The sequence below is a fragment of the Methanocaldococcus indicus genome (genome assembly GCF_049554935.1).
GTDB classification, from domain to species: domain Archaea; phylum AGJL01; class Methanococci; order Methanococcales; family Methanocaldococcaceae; genus Methanocaldococcus; species Methanocaldococcus indicus.
Genome location: NZ_CP186926.1, coordinates 118,121 through 137,258, shown reverse-complemented (window position 1 = coordinate 137,258; position 19,138 = coordinate 118,121). Strand labels below are relative to the sequence as shown.

Annotated in this window: 21 protein-coding genes; 20 read left to right on the top strand and 1 reads right to left on the bottom strand. The window is 27.6% G+C overall.

The annotated features are described in order from the left end of the window. Positions 1-62: 62 nt before the first annotated feature. From cobM to mvk, 11 genes are read left to right on the top strand one after another with little or no spacing between them, the layout of a single operon-like run. On the top strand, positions 63-815 hold the full coding sequence (cobM, locus tag ACPB8Q_RS00805) for a cobalt-precorrin-4/precorrin-4 C(11)-methyltransferase (protein ID WP_423792773.1): 753 nt from the start codon (positions 63-65) through the stop codon (positions 813-815). Further along, on the top strand, positions 781-1,242 hold the full coding sequence (locus ACPB8Q_RS00800; protein ID WP_423792772.1) for a CBS domain-containing protein: 462 nt from the start codon (positions 781-783) through the stop codon (positions 1,240-1,242). The genes cobM and ACPB8Q_RS00800 overlap by 35 nt, the downstream gene beginning before the upstream one ends. 2 nt (positions 1,243-1,244) lie before the next feature. Further along, positions 1,245-2,150, top strand: coding sequence for a methanogenesis marker protein 11 (gene mmp11 / locus ACPB8Q_RS00795; RefSeq protein WP_423792771.1), 906 nt, complete (start codon positions 1,245-1,247; stop codon positions 2,148-2,150). Then, a complete protein-coding gene (locus ACPB8Q_RS00790) occupies positions 2,151-2,705 on the top strand; it encodes an Era-like GTP-binding protein (protein ID WP_423792770.1) in 555 nt (184 codons plus the stop codon). It abuts the gene before it with no gap. 5 nt (positions 2,706-2,710) lie between these two features. Then, on the top strand, positions 2,711-3,157 hold the full coding sequence (locus ACPB8Q_RS00785) for a cell division protein SepF (RefSeq protein WP_423792769.1): 447 nt from the start codon (positions 2,711-2,713) through the stop codon (positions 3,155-3,157). Beyond that, positions 3,108-3,887, top strand: coding sequence for an indole-3-glycerol phosphate synthase TrpC (locus ACPB8Q_RS00780; protein WP_423792768.1), 780 nt, complete (start codon positions 3,108-3,110; stop codon positions 3,885-3,887). Before ACPB8Q_RS00785 ends, ACPB8Q_RS00780 begins: the two co-directional genes overlap by 50 nt. An 11-nt stretch (positions 3,888-3,898) precedes the next feature. Next, complete coding sequence (locus ACPB8Q_RS00775; protein ID WP_423792767.1) at positions 3,899-4,243, top strand: DUF555 domain-containing protein; 345 nt, start codon at positions 3,899-3,901, stop codon at positions 4,241-4,243. Between the two features lie 5 nt (positions 4,244-4,248). Then, a complete protein-coding gene (locus tag ACPB8Q_RS00770) occupies positions 4,249-4,812 on the top strand; it encodes a GMP synthase subunit A (protein WP_423792766.1) in 564 nt (187 codons plus the stop codon). Next, positions 4,812-5,000 (top strand): hypothetical protein, encoded by a 189-nt coding sequence (locus ACPB8Q_RS00765; RefSeq protein ID WP_423792765.1) that lies wholly within the window; start codon positions 4,812-4,814, stop codon positions 4,998-5,000. Before ACPB8Q_RS00770 ends, ACPB8Q_RS00765 begins: the two co-directional genes overlap by 1 nt. Positions 5,001-5,018: 18 nt before the next feature. After that, on the top strand, positions 5,019-6,458 hold the full coding sequence (locus ACPB8Q_RS00760; RefSeq protein WP_423792764.1) for a hypothetical protein: 1,440 nt from the start codon (positions 5,019-5,021) through the stop codon (positions 6,456-6,458). Beyond that, positions 6,455-7,363, top strand: a complete 909-nt coding sequence (gene mvk / locus ACPB8Q_RS00755) for a mevalonate kinase family protein (protein ID WP_423792763.1) — start codon at positions 6,455-6,457, stop codon at positions 7,361-7,363. Before ACPB8Q_RS00760 ends, mvk begins: the two co-directional genes overlap by 4 nt. Here the strand turns inward: mvk and ACPB8Q_RS00750 are convergent. Further along, complete coding sequence (locus ACPB8Q_RS00750; protein WP_423792762.1) at positions 7,355-8,005, bottom strand: potassium channel family protein; 651 nt, start codon at positions 8,003-8,005, stop codon at positions 7,355-7,357. The two genes, mvk and ACPB8Q_RS00750, sit on opposite strands and share 9 nt — an antisense overlap. Before the next feature lie 283 nt (positions 8,006-8,288). Here ACPB8Q_RS00750 and ACPB8Q_RS00745 point away from each other — a divergent pair, with 283 nt between their 5' ends. From ACPB8Q_RS00745 to ACPB8Q_RS00705, 9 genes are all read left to right on the top strand, one after another. Continuing rightward, complete coding sequence (locus tag ACPB8Q_RS00745) at positions 8,289-9,980, top strand: bifunctional NADP phosphatase/NAD kinase (RefSeq protein ID WP_423792761.1); 1,692 nt, start codon at positions 8,289-8,291, stop codon at positions 9,978-9,980. Between the two features lie 15 nt (positions 9,981-9,995). Then, positions 9,996-11,282, top strand: coding sequence for a diaminopimelate decarboxylase (lysA, locus tag ACPB8Q_RS00740; protein WP_423792760.1), 1,287 nt, complete (start codon positions 9,996-9,998; stop codon positions 11,280-11,282). A 31-nt stretch (positions 11,283-11,313) separates the two neighbouring features. Continuing rightward, positions 11,314-12,885 carry a dihydropteroate synthase-like protein gene (locus ACPB8Q_RS00735; RefSeq protein WP_423792759.1) on the top strand — a complete coding sequence of 524 codons (1,572 nt, stop codon included), beginning with the start codon at positions 11,314-11,316 and terminating at the stop codon, positions 12,883-12,885. Then, positions 12,882-14,054 (top strand): argininosuccinate synthase, encoded by a 1,173-nt coding sequence (locus ACPB8Q_RS00730; protein WP_423792758.1) that lies wholly within the window; start codon positions 12,882-12,884, stop codon positions 14,052-14,054. The genes ACPB8Q_RS00735 and ACPB8Q_RS00730 overlap by 4 nt, the downstream gene beginning before the upstream one ends. A gap of 639 nt (positions 14,055-14,693) precedes the next feature. Then, complete coding sequence (locus ACPB8Q_RS00725; protein WP_423792757.1) at positions 14,694-15,203, top strand: MJ0936 family phosphodiesterase; 510 nt, start codon at positions 14,694-14,696, stop codon at positions 15,201-15,203. After that, entirely contained in the window at positions 15,200-16,534 is a 1,335-nt protein-coding gene (gene purD, locus ACPB8Q_RS00720) for a phosphoribosylamine--glycine ligase (protein ID WP_423792756.1), read from the top strand. Before ACPB8Q_RS00725 ends, purD begins: the two co-directional genes overlap by 4 nt. 33 nt (positions 16,535-16,567) lie before the next feature. After that, positions 16,568-17,746 (top strand): hypothetical protein, encoded by a 1,179-nt coding sequence (locus tag ACPB8Q_RS00715; protein ID WP_423792755.1) that lies wholly within the window; start codon positions 16,568-16,570, stop codon positions 17,744-17,746. After that, a complete protein-coding gene (mfnA, locus tag ACPB8Q_RS00710; RefSeq protein WP_423792754.1) occupies positions 17,746-18,846 on the top strand; it encodes a tyrosine decarboxylase MfnA in 1,101 nt (366 codons plus the stop codon). Before ACPB8Q_RS00715 ends, mfnA begins: the two co-directional genes overlap by 1 nt. After that, on the top strand, positions 18,843-19,136 hold the full coding sequence (locus tag ACPB8Q_RS00705) for a DUF211 domain-containing protein (RefSeq protein ID WP_423792753.1): 294 nt from the start codon (positions 18,843-18,845) through the stop codon (positions 19,134-19,136). The genes mfnA and ACPB8Q_RS00705 overlap by 4 nt, the downstream gene beginning before the upstream one ends. The last annotated feature ends 2 nt before the right edge of the window (positions 19,137-19,138 follow it).

Here is a 19,138-nt window from a genome sequence, read left to right as displayed (position 1 = left end):
TATTATATTAAATATTACTTAGTAAATTTTATTGTTATTCCAATTTAGATGTGGTAGGAATTATGAATAAAGTTGTGATTGTTGGAGCAGGTCCAGGGGATAAAGAACTTATTACTATAAAAGGTAAGAAAGCTATAGAGGAAGCAGATATTATTATCTATGCTGGCTCATTAGTTAATAGAGAACTTTTAAACTACAACAAAAAGAATGCTAAAATTTATGATAGCTCAAAGATGAGTTTAGATGAAATAGTAAATGTTATGGTTAAGGGTGTTAAAGAAGGGAAAAAAGTTGTTAGGCTCCATACGGGAGACCCTTCAATATATGGGGCTATAAAAGAGCAAATAGATGAGTTAAGAAAGCATAATATTGATGTTGAAATTATTCCAGGAGTTACTTCTTTATTTGCAGCAGCAGCAAGTTTAAAAATAGAGCTAACTCTCCCAGATGTTTCTCAGACAGTTATTATAACAAGACCAGAAGGTAGAACAAAAGTTCCTGAAAGAGAAAAGTTGGAAGAACTTGCTAAGCATAAATCAACAATGGCTATATATTTAGGAGTATCATTAATTGATAAAGTTGTTGAAAGCTTAAAGAAACATTATGATGAAAATACTCCTGTTGCAGTTGTTTATAAAGCATCATGGCCAGATGAAAAAATCATAACTGGAACTTTGAAAGATATTGCTAATAAAGTAAAAGAGTCAGGAATAAATAGAACAGCTTTAATTATTGTAGGAGATGTTTTAAATCCTAAGCATTATAGTTATTCTAAATTATATGATAAGGACTTTAAACATATGTTTAGGAAATAATGAAGGGATAGCAATGGATATTTTAAATATAAAAGTTAAGGAGATAATGACAAAGGATGTTATAACAATTAGTAAGGACGAGACAGTTGTTAAAGCATTTGAGAAGATGCTTAAACATAAAATAAGTTCTCTTCCAGTTGTAGAGAATGGAAAAGTTATAGGAATAATAACTACAACAGATATAGGATATAATCTAATAAAAGATAAGTATTCTTTGGAGACAACTGTTGAGGATGTTATGACAAAGGATGTAATAACTATTTATGAAGATGAAACTATAAAAGATGCAATAATGAAGATGGACATACCTAATAAAAAAGAAATTATAAATCAACTTCCTGTTTTAGATAAAAATAATAAATTGGTTGGTATTATTTCAGATGGGGACATAATAAGAGCAATATCTAAAAAATTTAGGGTAGAATAGTTATGTATAAGAGAGTAATTGCAATGATAGAAAATAACTATGAGAAAAATATTGTAGAGATTGTTGAAGAACATCCTTGCCCAAATGGTTCTGAGTGGTTAGTTTATCAATATAAAAAGACATCTCCCTTAATTTTAGCTGCATGGAGAGAAGGTAATAAGCATCATTTTGTTTGTAAAGTTGGAAAAGAAAATTTAAAGTTAGTTCCCTCATTATCAGCTGCTGGAATTGAAGAGGTTAAAGTTGATAATAACTATATTTATATTACTTATGCTGGCTTAGCTGGGGCAGGAGTTGGAGCTGAGTTAAGAAAGACAGCTGAGAACGTTGTTGATATAAAAATATTAAATAAAGGTGGTGGCTCAAAATTAGGAAGAAGTCAGGTTATAACACCAAAAATGGAAAAGTTAGTTATTGGTATAGATGATACTGACAATAAAGAGAAAGGAGCCACTTGGGTTTTAGCACATAAAATTGGGTTAGAAATAGAGAGATTAAAATTAGGATATTATTTAGACCATACCATAATACAACTCTATCCTGGAACTCCAAATAAAACTCAAAATTGTGTATCAATAGCATTGAGCTTTGCCACACTACCAGAGAACAAAGATAAGATTATTGATAAAGTAGTTGATATACTAAAAAAGGAGAGTTATTCTGATAAGACAGCAATAGCAGTATATAATGGATTGTTTGCATCTAAGAGTATGAAACTTTTTACATTAAAAGCTAAAAGAGAAATTGTCAGTTTAGAAGAAGCTAAACAGATAGCTTTAAGAAATAATATTAAATTAATTCCAATAAAGGGAGAAGAGGGTTTAGTTGGTGCTGTTGCTGCATTAGGTTTAGCAGAATGTCATAAGTTAGCAGCTAAACTTTATGAAGACATTGAAAAAAATAAATAAGTGGTAAAGTTGGAGTTTAAAATAGCAATTATTGGGCCTGAAAATGCTGGAAAATCTTCTTTAATGAATGCATTATTTGGGAGATATATATCTCTAACCTCAGAAATTCCAGGAACTACAAAAAATCCTATTAAAAAGTATTGGGGAAAAATTAAAATAGGGAAATCTAAGAAAAATCCAGAATTTGCAGATATTGTATTTGTAGATTTAGGTGGATTATATACTCAAAAAGGAGGTAAAGTAGCTTTAACATCTTCAATATTGGAAAAAAGTTATAAAGAAATAGATAATTCTAACTTAATTATTCATATTGTAGATGGAACTGTTGGTTTATTAAGGGATTTTGAAAGATTACATCATCTTTTAAAATTTAGATATCAAAAACCCATAATAGTTGTAATTAATAAGTGTGATTTATTAAATTATGAGGAAATAGAAAAAGTTAAAAATTATGTTGAATATAGATTAAAGAATACGCCTATTCTTGTGTCTGCTAAAACTGGAGAAGGATTAGAAATCTTAATAAACAATATATATAAATATCTAAAAAGGTGAATGTAGTGTTAGAACTTTTAAAAGCAATATTTGGTATAAAAAAAGAAAAAAATGAAAAGATTAAACCAGAAAAAAAGGAAAATTTAGAGAACTATATTGATGAGATAGAAGAGTTACATGTTGAGCCTGAGCCAGAGTATAAGATAGTTATTAAAGTTTGTAAAATATCTAATGAGCAAGATGCTCTAAATGCTATTATATTAGTTGAAAAAGGGGATTTAGTTATTGGTAAAATTCCAGATATTGAGAGAGAGGCTGATGATGAATTTATAGATTTACTATCAAAATTAAAAAATGAAATTGCCAAAATGGGAGGAAGTGCTATACTCTTAGGAAATGAGCATATTCTTTTAGCTCCAAAGGATGTATGTATAGAGAAAATTAAGGAATCTGAGGATACTTATGATACTGAGAGAGATAGTATTAAAGAGAAAGTTGTCATTAGAGAATGAAAAAAAAGAAAATATTTTAAAAAAATTAATAGATTTAGTTGATGAAAACATTGAAAAAAAGAGAAAACTAAGATTATCAAAATTTATTAAATACTGCAAATATAATCCAATAATAGCTGAAATAAAACCAGCTTCACCTTCAAAGGGAAATATTAGGAATATTAATGATGTTGGTGAGATTGCAAGAGAGATAGAAAGAGGAGGGGCTATAGGATTGTCAGTATTAACAGAGAAAGACTATTTTAATGGTAGTTATGAAAATTTAATATTAGCAAGAAAGGCTGTTTCTATTCCTATTTTAATGAAAGATTTTATTATTGATAAATATCAGTTAGATATTGCCCATACAATTGGAGCTAATGCAGTATTATTAATTGTTAGAGTTTTAAAAGATGAATTAGGAAAGTTTTTAGATTATGCTGATGATTTAGGATTGGAGTGTTTAGTTGAGACACATAGTGAGGATGAGATAGATTTAGCCTTAGATTTTGGAGCTAAAATAATTGGAATAAACAATAGAGATTTATCTACATTAAAGATAGATTTATCAACAACTGAAAAACTTTCTCAACTAATCCCAAAAAATAAAATAAAAATTGGAGAAAGTGGTATATATACTAAGGAAGATTTAAAGTATATTTTAAAATTTACTGATGCTGCTTTAATTGGCTCATCTATAATGGAAAGTGAAAATATAGAAGAGAAAGTTAAAGAATTTGTTTATTGTTGAAGGTGAGAACTATGCCTAATTATCATGTAACTTTACAAGCTGCCTATATTGTGAGAAATGTTGATGATATAGAAGACGCTATTAATGTGGCTATCTCTCAGATAGGGAAGATGCTAAATAAAGCTGGATTAAATTATGTGGATATTGATGTTGGTTTAACAATATGTCCTAAATGTGGAGAGCTAATAGATTGTGTCTTAGTAGTTGCAAGAACAGGATTAGTTGGAGTTCTTTTATCTATGAAAGTGTTCAATGCAGAGAACCAAGAACATGCTATAAGGATAGCAAAATCCACTATTGGAAAAGTTTTAAAAAATATTCCTTTAGAGCCTGTTGAAGTTGTTGAGATGGAGTGAGATAGATGATAGCAATAATAAACAATGGAGGGCAATATGTGCATAGAATTTTTAGAAGTTTGAAGTATTTAGGAGTGAAATCAAAAATTTTGCCTAATACAGTAACATTGGAAGAGTTGAAAGACTATAAAGGGATTATATTAAGTGGTGGTCCAGATATTGAGAAAGCTAAGGGCTGTATAGATATTGCTTTAAATGCTGAAGTTCCTATATTAGGGATATGTTTAGGACATCAATTAATAGCATTAGCTTATGGGGGAGAAGTAGGGAAAGCTAATAAAGAAGAGTATGCATTAACAAAGATTTATGTAGATAATGAGGATGATTTATTTAAAAATATTCCAAAAGAGTTTAATGCTTGGGCATCTCATAAAGATGAAGTTAAAACACTCCCAAAAAATTTTGAGATTTTGGCTCATTCTGATATATGTAAAATTGAAGCTATGAAACATAAAGAAAAAGAGATTTATGGAGTACAATTTCATCCTGAGGTAGCTCATACTGAATATGGTTCAGATATTTTAAAGAACTTCTGTATAGTGTGTGGAATATTTAAAGAGGGTGAATAATGAAAATAAAAATAGTATGTAAAAATGATAATGATTTTGAAGAAGATGACAATATTATAGTTGTAAGATGTGAGGCATGTAGAGGAAAGAACATAAAAGGACTTATAAATATGTTAAAGGAAGAATACAACACTGAGAATGTAGAAGTTCCTAACTGTCCAATATTGAAAAAATTAGGAGTAAAATAGAGAATATTTGGGTCACAAATGGACTACAAACTATTGAAAATAAAGACTATAGGTATTGAAATTATAAATTTTGGAGATTTTGACAGATATGAAAAAATAAAACTTGATGATATAGAGAAATTTTTAGAATATGTTGATAAACTAAAAATAAACACAATTTTTAAATATAAAGATAACATAATAGATATATTTTATATTGTAGATGAAAATAAAAATATAATTTATTACATTGATGCCTATGGGTTTGAAAATTTATATGACTACATAGAAGCTAAAATTTTAGGATTTACTGCAGAAGAATATTATATATTTAAAACATTAGGTTCATTAGAAGAATATAATAGGTTCAAAACTTCTGGATTTAAAGATGTTAAAGAATATTTAAGAGCTAAGGAATTGGGATATATTGGATGTTTAGAAATTTTAAAGGAACATAATTTAGTAGAGAAATATTTTGATGATGTTTATCTTATATACTACTTAAAAAATGGATTTAAAGAAAGTGTAGCTGTTTCTAATGATTATGATATATATAAATTTGCAACTAACAACTATTTCAACAATTTTAATACTTTTTTAGAAGCTTTAAAAATAGGATTTGGTAATTATAATGAATACTTTGATGCCATAAAAAGAGGATTTACAGATGCTGTAGAGTATTATACAGCTATTTCCTTAGGATTCCAAACAGCAAAAGATTACTACAATGCTTTGGATTTAGGAATACATACAGTAAAAGAATATGAAGAATATAAAAAATTATCAATACTATGTGCTCTTTTTAAGTTGGAGACTTTTGAAGAAGGATATTTAATAAATATTCTTTTAGATTTAGATTTCAATAAAGAAATTTCTTTAGATGATTTATACAATAAATTACTTGAAAAAAGGAATTTACTAAGATTAAAGAAAAAGATAAATAACCATGTCTTTTCAAATATTACTAAACCTTTCTGGTATTCTACAAAATTTATAAATATTGATGATTTAGAAAATTTCTTAAAAAATTCATTAGTTATAAAATTTTTTGGTGAATACATAGAAGACAAAAAAATATTTTTAAAGAAATATACTACAAATCCAAAAAATATTCTTGTTTTAATTGGTTTATATTGTCATCAAAAACCTACAAATTTAGAGGATATTATTAGGGCTATAAAAGATATTGGATTTGAATATATCTCAATAATTTCAAATAAAGAAATAAAACAAGAAGGAATTTTTAGTACTGTAAAATTGGAAAATAAAGATAATATAAAGAATATTTTGTTAATGTTAATAAATAGATTGAACACTATTATTATATCAAATATTGAACTAAATGATAAATTTGAAAACTTTATTGAACTGGAAATAATAAATTCAGAGGCAAATATAGACACAAAAATATTGAAAGACATATACAACAATATTTCTATAAAAAGATTAAAAATTTTAAGGAATATGATGATAAAATGATAATAACACCTTCTAAATGTATATTATTTGGAGAGCATGCTGTTGTTTATGGATATAGAGCAATATCTATCCCTATAAACATTTATTCAAAAATTAACATATATGAGAATAATGAAAATACTATAAAAATTAATTTAAATAATTTAAATAAATCAATTAAATTAGATTATAATTTAACATTTAATGATAAAGATTTTAGTTATGTTATAAAGGCAATTGAACTATTTTCAGAAAATTATTTGGATAGGTTAGATAAAGGATTTGTTTTGGATATATATTCAGAGATTCCTATAAGTTGTGGATTGGGTAGTTCAGCATCCATAACAGTTGGTACAATAAAGGCATTATCTAAATTCTTTAATGTTAATCTTTCTAATGAGGAAGTAGCATATTTATCATATTTGGTTGAGAAAGAAGTTCAAGGAAAAGCAAGCAGGACAGATACTGCAACAATAGCATTAAGGAAAGCATTAGAAATTAAAAATAATAATATAAAAGAAGTTCCTAAAAGATTTAATAATTTTTTAAAGAAATGTAAATTTTTAATCTTGTATGTTGAAGAAAGAAAAAAAAGAACAGCTGAATTAGTTACTGAAGTTGCTAAAAAAGAAAATAAAGAGGAAATTTTTAAAGAAATAGATAATTTAGTAGATATTGCATATAGAACTAATGATTTTGAAGAATTTGGTAATCTTTTATATAGAAATCATATACTTTTAGATAAGTTAAATATCTCAACTCCAAAAATAAATAAAGTTGTTGAAATAGCTAATAAATATAGTTATGGAGCTAAACTTACTGGAGCTGGAGGAGGAGGTTGTGTAATTGTTTTAGTAGATGAAGATAAAAAAGATATATTAATAGACAAGTTAAGAGAAAAAGTAATAAAAATTTTCTCAGTCTAATGAAAATAGCTCTTTTACTTTATTAATACTTTCCTTTTTAGCTAAAACTAAAACTTTTTGTCCTACTTTTAGGACTGTGTCTCCTTTTGGTATCTCCAAATTACCATTTTCATATATTGCAATAATTAAATAATCTTCTGGATTAAGCTCTTTAATTTTTTTATTAGCTACTTTACAACTTTCTGGAATTACAAATTCTAATATTTCTGCCTCTCCCTTACCAATAACAAACAATTCTAAAACACCAGGTCTTTCAATCATTTTCTCTATATAACTTGCAGCAACTAATTCAGGGGAAATTGTTAATATATTGAGTTTCTCAAGTATATCTTTATGCTCAATCTCAGAGATTCTTGCAAGTATTTTATTAACTCCATAGTTTTTAGCCAACAATGCACTTAAAATATTTATTTCTTCTCTACCAGTTACAGCAATGTATATATCAGCTTCCTCAATTCCTGCATCTTCTAAAACTTTTGATTTTCTACAATCTCCATTTATAACAATACAATCAATCTCCATAGAAGCTAATTTACATCTCTCTTTATCAATATCTATCAATACTAAATCATGGCCTCTCTTTTCTAAGGATTTTGCTAAGGTAAATCCTACTCTTCCCAATCCAGCAATTATGATATACATAATTTAATCCTTTAAACTATTATAGATACTAAGACTAAAATTAATAACAAAGCTAATATATAACCTAATACCTTAGATATATTACATCTATATGCCCTTAATATATCTTTTTTGATATTAGTCTCTTCCATACCTCTCCCCCAATTACCTATTTTTCAGTGTTTATTTTTTAAAAAAAGTAGTATATATAGTTATTTGATAATGAAAAATCATGATAAATATTTTTAATGAAAGATAATGACAAATTCATTGTTTAATAATTTATTACTCTCTGAGGGAAAAGATGTTAGATGTTGCTCTTAAATTGGTAAATGAAATTGATAAGAGAATACAGCCCATTATTGGATGGGAAAATGCTGGAAAAACTGTCAAGATTGGAGCTGATGGTACTCCAACAAAAATGATTGATATTATAGCTGAAAATATAGCAATAAATGTTTTAGAGAAGTATGGTGGAATTTTATTGAGTGAAGAGATTGGATTAAAAGTTTTAGGTGATGAAATAAACTATATCTATATATTAGACCCAATAGATGGAACATATAATGCACTAAAAAACATTCCTGTCTATTCTACATCTGTTGGAATTATAAAAATTAAAGAAGAAGACAAAAAAATCTTAAAAAATAAGGACATAAAATTTATTGAGAAATATCTATATAAGAACTATTCAATTAATGATGTGTATTTAGGAGTTGTAAAAAGTTTAGCTACTAAGGATAAAGAAGTGTTCTATGCTATTAAGAATAAAGGGGCTTATCTAATTAAAGGTGATGAAAAAATAAAATTAAGTGTAAGTAAAGTTAATGAATTAAAAAAGGCATCTGTTGGACTATTTGTATATGGATTATCAAATGAACTATTAGATATGTTAAAAGATAGATTATTTAGGAGAATTAGGTTATTTGGTTCTATATCTTTGGAGATGTGTTTTGTAGCTAATAAAGCATTAGATGCATATATAAATTTAAATGAATCTGCAAGATTGTTTGATATTGCTGGGAGTTATATAATTTGTAAAGAAAGTAATGCAAAAATAACAGATAAAAATGGTAAAGAGCTAAATTTACCTATATCTATTAGTTCAAAAACCTCTCTAATAATAGCTAATGAAGAATTGCACAAAAAACTTTTACCAATATTTAGTAATAAGTGGGCTATAAAGCCATTGTCTTTTGGTTTTGTTGTTAGAGAAGATAGCAAAGAGGCAATAAATTTAGCAAAGGATTTGATAAATTATTTAAAGTCCAAAAATATCCCTTGTTATGTTAAAGAGAATATAAAAAATCTAATTAATGAGGAAAAGATAAATATTAAAAAAATATCTCATATTGTTGCAATTGGAGGAGATGGGACTATTTTAAGAGCTGCAAGAATAGCAAATGGAGAACCTATCCCAATAATTTCAATAAATATGGGAAAACTTGGATTTTTAGCTGAATTTGATAAAGAGAATGCAAAGGAAGCAATTAATAAAGTGATAAAAGGAGATTATGAAATAGAAAGAAGAATAAAGTTAGATACAATAATTAATAGTAAGAAATTACCTTCTGCTTTAAATGAAGTAGTTATAATAACAAAGAATCCTGCTAAGATTTTGCATTTTGAGATATATGTAAATGACACTTTGGTAGATGATTTAAGAGCTGATGGATTAATTATTTCTACTCCAACTGGTTCAACTGCTTATTCTTTAAGTGCAGGAGGTCCAATAGTTGAACCAACAAATAACAACTTTATAATAACACCAATATGTCCATTTAAATTAAATTTCAGACCTCTTGTTTTATCATGTAGAAATATTATAAAAGTTAGGCTAAAAAGCAATAAACCAGCTTTAATAGCAGTTGATGGTATAGTTGAAGAGGAAATAAAAAAGGATGATATAGTAATGTTTAAAAAATCTGATGAATATACATACTTTGTTAAAGGTAAGAATTTTTATGAAAAATTAAAAAATATATTTTTAAACTGAGTATGAGGTGAAATTATGTTTTTAGGAAATGATACATTAGAGATTAAAGATAAAGTAGTTCATATAGATGGTTACAATGTTATAGAATTGGCTGAAAAGTTTGGAACTCCTCTTTATGTTATGTCAGAGGAACAAATAAAAATAAATGCTGAAAGATATTTCAAAGCTTTTAAAGATTATAAAAAGGATTTCATTTTAGCTTATGCATATAAAGCAAATTCTAATTTAGCAATAACAAGGTTATTAACTAAGTTAGGTTGTGGAGCAGATGTTGTTAGTGGTGGAGAGTTGTATATTGCTAAGTTATCAAAAGTAGATAATGATAAGATAGTTTTTAATGGAAATTGTAAGACAAAAGAAGAAATAGTTATGGGAGTAGAGAGTGAGATAAGGGCTTTTAATGTAGATTCTATTTCAGAATTGATTATGATTAATGAAACTGCTAAGGAGTTAGGAAAAGTTGCTAATGTAGCTTTTAGAGTAAATCCTGATATAAATCCTAAAACACATCCTAAGATTTCAACTGGTTTAAAAAAGAGTAAATTTGGACTCCCATTAGATTTAGCTAAGAAAGCTATAAAAATGGCTTTGGAAATGGAGAATGTTAATTTTGTTGGCATACACTGTCATATTGGCTCCCAAATAACTGATGTATCACCATTTATTGAAGAAACAAGAAAGATGATGGAGTTTATTGTTGAGTTAAAAAATGAAGGAATTGAAGTTAGAGATTTAAATTTAGGAGGAGGTTTAGGAGTTCCATACTACAAAGATAAGGAAATTCCTACTGTTGAAGATTATGCAAAAGCCATTATTAATACAATATATGAGTTTGAAGATAAAGTTGAGATTCCTAACCTAATTTTAGAGCCAGGTAGAAGTATAGTAGCAACTGCTGGCTATTTAATAACTAAGGTTCATCATATTAAAGAGACATCATGTAAGTGGGTTATGGTTGATGCAGGAATGAATGATATGTTAAGGCCAGCAATGTATGAAGCATATCATCATATAATAAATGCAAAAGTTAAAGGAGAGAAAGAGGTTGTAAGTGTAGCAGGAGGGTTATGTGAGAGTAGTGATATATTTGGAAAAGATAGAGAGTTAGATAAAGTGGAAGTAGGAGATACAATAATTATTTTTGATGTTGGAGCTTATGGAATAAGTATGGCAAACAACTACAATGCAAGAGGAAGACCAAGAATGATATTAACATCTAAAAAAGGAGTTTATATTATCAGAGAGAGAGAAACTTATGCAGATTTAATATCTAAGGATTTAATTCCTCCTCATTTATTATAAATTTTTATTTATAAATTTTTTGAGGTTTGATATGAAAATATTGATAATAACTGGTAAATTAGCAGGGAAAAGAGTTAGTGAAGTTGCTAAAAAGTTTAATTTTGTAGATGTTCATATAGCAGATATATCAGTAGCTGCTTTTTTAACACCAAATTTAATTATTAAAGAAATAAAAGAGTTAGAAAGAAAGAAAAATAAAAAATTAAATGAAATTTATGATTTTATTTTAGTTACTGGGTTAGTTAGGGGAAATTTAGATAAAGTTTATAATGAGACTGGTATAAGATGTTATAAATCTACAAGAGATGTAGCTGATTTACCTCTTTTATTAGAAAATATAAAGAATATTGAACTTTCACCAATAGAGCCAGCTGATATAAAACTAAATAGACTAATTTTAGAGAAATTAGAAAAAGAGTTGTTGGAGGTGGAGAAAGAAAAAGAACAATTTAAAATAGGTAAGATTAAGATTGGAGATAAGTTTCCTATGAGAGTTTTAGGTGAGATAGCACACTCTATATATTTACCAAAAAAAGATTTAGAGAAAAAGATTATATATTATGAAGAGTCAGGAGCTGATATGATTGATTTAGGAATGGTTAGTGGAGAAAACAATAAAGATAAAGTTAAAGAACTTATAAAATTTGCAAGAGATATAACTGACTTACCAATAAGTATAGATACATTAAATAAATATGAACTAAAAGAAGCTATTGGTGAAGCAGATTTAATATTAAGTGTTGATATGGGAAATATTGATTATTTATTAAATGATTTGAAAGATTCTGATACAGCTGTTGTGGCTTTGCCAACAAATTATAATATTAATTATGTTCCAAATACAGTAGAGGAAAGAGTTTCAAAAATGGAAGAATTTATAAATTATCTTCTATACAATGATGTTGATAAAGTTATAGCTGATTTAATTTTAGAACCTATAAACAATGAATTTAAATTTATTGATAGTGTGATAGCATACAAGTTATTCAAAGAGAGAAACAACATACCTACATTTTTTGGAGTTGGGAATGTAAGTGAGTTGTTTGATGCAGATAGCCATGGAGTTAATGGTTTATTAACTGCAATAGCAATGGAGATTAATGCAAATATATTATTTACTCCTGAGGCATCATCAAAGTGTAAATATTCAATAAGAGAGTTAAAGACGGCCTCTAAGATGATGTTTTTAGCAAAGAAAAGGAAATCACTACCAAAAGATATTGGATACAACTTAATTTTATATAAGGACAAAAGGTTTATAGAAGAATGTTCATTTAAAAGTTATCATCTTCCTACTATAAGAGCAGAGGAAAACAAATCTTTAAAGTTAGATAGAGGTAGTTTTAAGATTGAGATAGATAGAGAAAATAAAGAAATTGTGGCTATATATTTTGAAAGAAGAAAGCCAAAATTAATTATTAGAGGAAAGAAAGCCAAAGAAATATATGACACAATAATAAGATTAAAATTAGTTGAGAGTTTAGAACATTCAGCATATTTAGGGAGGGAGTTAGGAAAGGCTGAGATTGCATTAAAGATAGGTAAGATGTATAAACAGGACTTTGATTTATTTTACAATGATTTTTGGAGGGATATTAAATGAAAAAAGCAGTATTGGCATATTCAGGAGGGTTAGATACAAGTTGCTGTTTAAAATTGTTAGAGGACATGGGCTATAAAGTTATATCTGTCTGTGTAGATGTAGGATTACCTGAGGAAGAGTTAAAAGAGGTTGAAGAGAAAGCTAAGAATTTAGGAGTTCTTAAACACTATACAATAGATGCAAAGGAAGAGTTTGTTAAGGATTATATATTTAGGGCTATAAAAGCAAATGCCCTATATGAAGGTTATCCACTCTCAACAGCATTGGCAAGGCCATTAATAGCTAAGAAGGTTGTTGAAATAGCTAAAAAAGAAGGAGCTGAGGCAATTGCTCATGGATGTACTGGAAAAGGAAATGACCAGTTTAGATTTGAAACAACCATAAGAATGCTTCATCCAAATGTAAAAATTATTGCACCAATTAGAGAATTAAACTTAACAAGACAGGAAGAAATAGAGTATGCAAAAAAGAAAGGAATTCCAATTCCAACAGAGAGTAAGAAGTATAGTATTGATGAGAACTTATGGGGTAGAAGTATAGAAGGAGGAGAGTTAGAGAATCCTAACTATATTCCTCCAGAAGAGATATATGCATGGACAAAAAATCCAACTGAGGATAAAGAGGAGGAAATAGTAGAGATAGAATTTAAAGAAGGGATTCCTATAAAAATAAATGGAGAAGAGTTAGATTATGTTGAATTAATAAAGAGAGCAAATGAGATAGCTGGAAAACATGGAATAGGTAGAATAGATATTATAGAAGATAGAATTATTGGGCTAAAATCAAGAGAAAACTATGAATGTCCAGGAGCTATTTTATTGATAGAGGCACATAAAGCTTTGGAACAGTTAGTCCTAACAAAGGATGAACTAATGTTTAAGCAAATAGTAGAGGAGGTTTATGCAGATTTGATATATAAAGGTTTGTGGTTTGGAGCTTTAAAAGAGGATTTAGATGCTTTTATAGATAAGACACAAGAAAGAGTTACTGGAACAGTTATGTTAAAATTATTTGGTGGTAGTTTAAGAGTAATTGCAAGAGATAGTCCATATTCATTGTATAGGCAGGAAATGGTTTCTTTTGATGATAAGGAAATAAATCAACAAGAATTAGCTGGGATAGTTAAGTACTTTGGATTACAAGATGTTTTATTTAGAAGAGTCAAATAATTAATTTTTTTAGTTTTTTATATTTATTTATTTGCATATAGTAATATTACGTTAAAAATATTTTTATTTATTTCCATCCTCCAAGAGGCTCGATTTTAACAACTTTTTCAATACTTGCTCACAATCAACTTTCCTACTTCCATCCTCCAAGAGGCTCGATTTTAACAGGAGGCACATTTTAGACATAATAACATTAACGACCTTCTCATATATAAGCTTTTCTACATAAAAATTTTCGAAGGGTAGGTTTCCCTATTTATTTATATACCTTTGAACTTTTGTAAAAATCTTTCTATTCCATATTTTTCAATTAAAAATTTTTTATATCTAAAAATTAGACCAATTTATCAAGGATTTTTCAAATATTAAAAGAAATAACATAAAACACTAAAAAATCTCAATAAATTATATAATCAAAATATATAAAATATTCAAAAATATAGACCCCTTTGAATTTTCCTAAAAATCCTCTAAATTAAAAATAAACAAATAAAACTTAATAAAATTAAAAAATAAAGATTTTTAGCGTGTAATTATCATCCAAATATATAGAACTATAAATAATTATTTTAAAAACTTAATTATGAAGAAAGTCTATAAATAAAAATTATTAATATTATATTTTAGGAGGTGAGAGCTATGAAAATAGGAATATTTTCAGATACACATGATAATCTTCCATTGATTAGAGAAGCAATAAATATTTTTAACTCTGAGGATGTTGAGTTAGTTATTCATTGTGGGGATTTTGTTTCTCTCTTTGTTGTTAAAGAATTTAAAGAATTAGGATGTCCTATATTAGCTGTTTATGGAAATAATGATGGAGAAAAAGCAAAACTTAGAGAGTGGTTAAAGGACATAAATAAAGATAATGAAATAGATGAATTTTTAGCTGTTGAGATAGATGATTTAAAGTTTTTTATAACACATGGACATTATAACACTGTTTTAGATACAGCTATAAACTCTGGTTTATATGATATTGTTGTTTATGGGCACACACATAAAAAGGTTTTTGAAAGTATAAATAATACATTAGTTATAAATCCAGGAGAATGTTGTGGTTATCTTACTGGAGAAGCTACTATAGGTATTTTAGATACAAAAAGTAAAGAGTATAAAGAATATAGATTAGGTGAAGAAGAATGAAAATATTGTTAATTGGTGGAGGAGGAAGAGAAAGTGCAATAGCTCATGCTTTAAAAAAGAGTGAAGATGTAAAGTTATATACCTTAATGAAAAACAAAAATCCTGGAATTGCTAAATTATCAGAGGATATATGTTTAGCTAATGAGACAGATTTAGAAAAAGTGGAAGAGTTTGCTAAAAAAGTAAATCCTGACTTGGCTGTTGTAGGACCAGAGGCTCCATTAGAGAAAGGAGTTGTAGATTTATTAGAAAGTTTAGGAATTCCAACTGTTGGACCAAGCAAAGAAGCTGCTAAAATTGAGACAGATAAATTCTTTATGAGGAATTTATTTGAAAAGTATAATATAAAAGGTTCTTTAAGATATAAGTTCTTTGATGAATATTCAGAAGAGTTAGAGAGTTTTATAGATGAGCTAACTGAGAAAGGTATTGATGTTGTTGTTAAACCTGTTGGATTAACTGGGGGAAAAGGAGTTAAAGTTGTTGGAGAACAACTAAAAGATAATGAAGAAGCTAAAAAATATGCAAAGGAAATTTTTGAGACAGGTTTAGGTGGAGGAAAAGTTTTAATTGAAGAAAAGTTAGTGGGAGTAGAATTTACTTTACATGGATTTGTAGATAAGGAACATATAAAATTTACTCCATTTGTGCAAGACCATCCACATGCTTATGAAGGAGATAAAGGAGAGATTACTGGGGGAATGGGCTCATACTCTTGTCCAAATCATTCATTACCATTCCTAAATGAGAATGATGTTAAAGAAGCCATGGAAATTATGGAAGAAACAGTAAAAGCTCTTAAAAAAGAAGTTGGTGGATATAAAGGAATTTTATATGGACAGTTTATGCTAACAAAAGAAGGACCAAAAATTATAGAGTACAATGCAAGATTTGGAGACCCTGAAGCAATGAACATCTTAGCTATTCTAAAAACAAACTTTTTAGATGTTTGTAAGGGAATAGTAAATAAAAACCTTAATAATGTAGATGTTGAATTTGAACATAAAGCTACTGTATGTAAGTATGTAGTCCCAAGAGGATATCCTACAAATCCAGTGAGAGGAAGAGAGATTTATGTAGATGAAGAGAAAATAAAAGAAGTTGGAGCTATTCTTCATTATGCTGCTGTCAATGAAGAGAATGGAAAATTAATAATGACAGGTTCAAGAGCAGTTGCAGTTGTAGGTGTAGCAGATAGTATAGAAGAAGCTGAAAGAATAGCTGAAGAAGCTACTAAGTTTATTAATGGAGAGGTTTATCATAGGAGAGATATAGGTAAGTTAGAGTTAATTAAGAAAAGAATTGAAACAATGAAGAAATTAAGGGGATAATTTTTTTATAAAAACTTTTTTTGGTGTTTAATTATGATTTATGTAGCTTTTGCACCTTTTGGAATATTTGGAGTTGAAGATGACAAAATAAAAAATTTTGAAGATATAAAATTTAAAAAGTTAATTAAAAAAGATGAGATAGTTGATTATTTACTAAAAATAAGAACAAATCCATTAAAAATTTTAGAAGAATTAAGAAATGAGTGGGGAGATGTTAAATTAGAAATTTTGAGTAGTGAGCCATTTAATATAGGGATATTTTTAAGAGATAATCTCTTTAATATTGGAAAGGAGTTAGGATATTTCAAAGATTATGATGACTTTAAAAGTAAAATGCACAATTGGAACTTAGAACTAACTAAGAAGTTAATAAAAATATATTCTGAAAGAAGAGACAAAATAATTATTCAAGTTTCTGAGGCAATATCTGATTTAGATAAAGTTTTAAATCTCTTATCTGAAAGATTGAGAGAGTGGTATTCCTTATATTTCCCTGAGTTGGATGATTTAGTAGAGAACCATGATGTATATGTTAAACTTGTTTCAGAACTTAAAGAAAGGAAGAACTTTGATAAAGAAATATTAAAGAACTATATTCCAGAAAAGTTGGCTAAGAAAGTAGAAAAATCTGCTAAGGAATCAATGGGAGCTGAATTTGAAAGTTATGATTTAGACGTTGTCTCCAACTTTTCAAAAGATATAGCACATCTCTATCAAATAAGAAAAGAACTATACAACTATTTAGATAAATTAATGAGTGAAGAAGCACCTAACTTAAAAAAATTGGCTGGAACAACATTAGGGGCAAAACTAATTTGTTTAGCTGGAGGATTAGAAAAGCTTTCAAAGATGCCAGCATCAACAATACAAGTTTTAGGGGCAGAGAAGGCATTATTTGCACATCTTAGGAAAGGAACACCTTCACCAAAGCATGGAGTTATCTACAATCATCCTTTAATTTACAACTCTCCAAAATGGCAAAGAGGAAAGATTGCAAGAGCATTAGCATGTAAGTTGGCTATTGCAGCAAGAGCAGATTTTGATAAGGACTATATTGCTGATGAGTTGTATGAAAAACTAATGAAAAGAGTAGAGGAGATTAAAAGAAAGTATCCTAAACCACCAAAAAAGAAAAAGAAAAAAGAAAGTAAAAAGATTAAAAAGAAATTTAAGAAAAAAAAGAAAGATAAGAAGAAAAAAGGTAAGAAATAATGTATGAGGAAATCTTTAAAGATTTAAATAGATTTAGAGAGTTAGATGCAAAATATGAAGATGGGAATATATTTTGTTCTATGTGTTCAAAACCACTTCCAATAACTAAAAAAATTGTAAATCTTTTTTTAGAAACAAACTTGGGAGACTCAGGTTTATTTAAAGGGACTGCACAATTGGAAAAAGAGACAATAAAACTTTTAGGGGAATTTTTAAATAATAGAGAAGCTTTTGGGAATATAGTAAGTGGTGGAACAGAAGCAAATTTAACAGCTTTAAGAGTTATAAAGAAGATGAAAGGTAGGAACATAATACTCCCTAAAACTGCACATTTTTCTTTTGAAAAAGGTAAAGAGATGATGGACTTAAATTTGATTTATGCTTCATTAAATAGAGATTATACTGTTGATACTAAATATGTTAAGGAGTATGTAGAAGATAATAAAGTAGATGCAATAATTGGAATTGCTGGAACAACTGAGTTTGGAACTATTGATAATATTAAAGAACTAACAAAAATAGCAAAAGATAATAACATATATATTCATGTAGATGCTGCTTTTGGAGGTTTTGTAATTCCATTCTTGGATAAAAAGATAGAATTTGATTTTTCTTTAAATATAGATTCTATTACAATAGATGGGCATAAGATGGCTTTAACTCCTATTCCATGTGGGGGAATCTTATTTAAATCAGAAGAATATAGCAAATTTTTAGAAACTGATGCTTTTTATTTAATAGAGAAAAAACAAACAACAATATTAGGCACAAGACCAGGTTATGGAGCTGCATGTTTATATACAATATTAAAATACTTTTTTGATGAAATTGAAAAAAATGTTAAAAAATGCTTAAAAAATAGTATCTATCTATATAAGAAGTTGAAAGAAAATGGATATAAACCATTAATGAAACCTACTTTAAATATTGTTAATATAGAAGATGAAAACTATTTAGAAACATGTGAAAAATTAAAAGAAAAAAATTATTTTGTATCAGTATGTAAGAATGCAAATGCTCTAAGATTAGTTATAATGCCTCATATTGAGAAAGAGCATATAGATAAATTTATAGAAGTTTTAAAGGAAGTGAAACCATGACAGGGATTAGAAGAATGGTTTTAGATATTCTAAAACCACATGAACCAAAAATAACAGAAATGGCTTTAAGATTTACAGCTCTAAAAAATGTTGATGGAGTAAATATAACTGTATATGAGATAGACAAAGAGACAGAAAATGTTAAAGTTACAATAGAAGGAAACAACTTAGATTTTGATAAAATTCAGGAAATTGTTGAAGAGTTAGGAGGAACTATTCATAGTATTGATGAAGTAGTTGCTGGAAAAAGAATAATAGAGGAAGTAAAAACACCTCAAGATAGACATTAAAA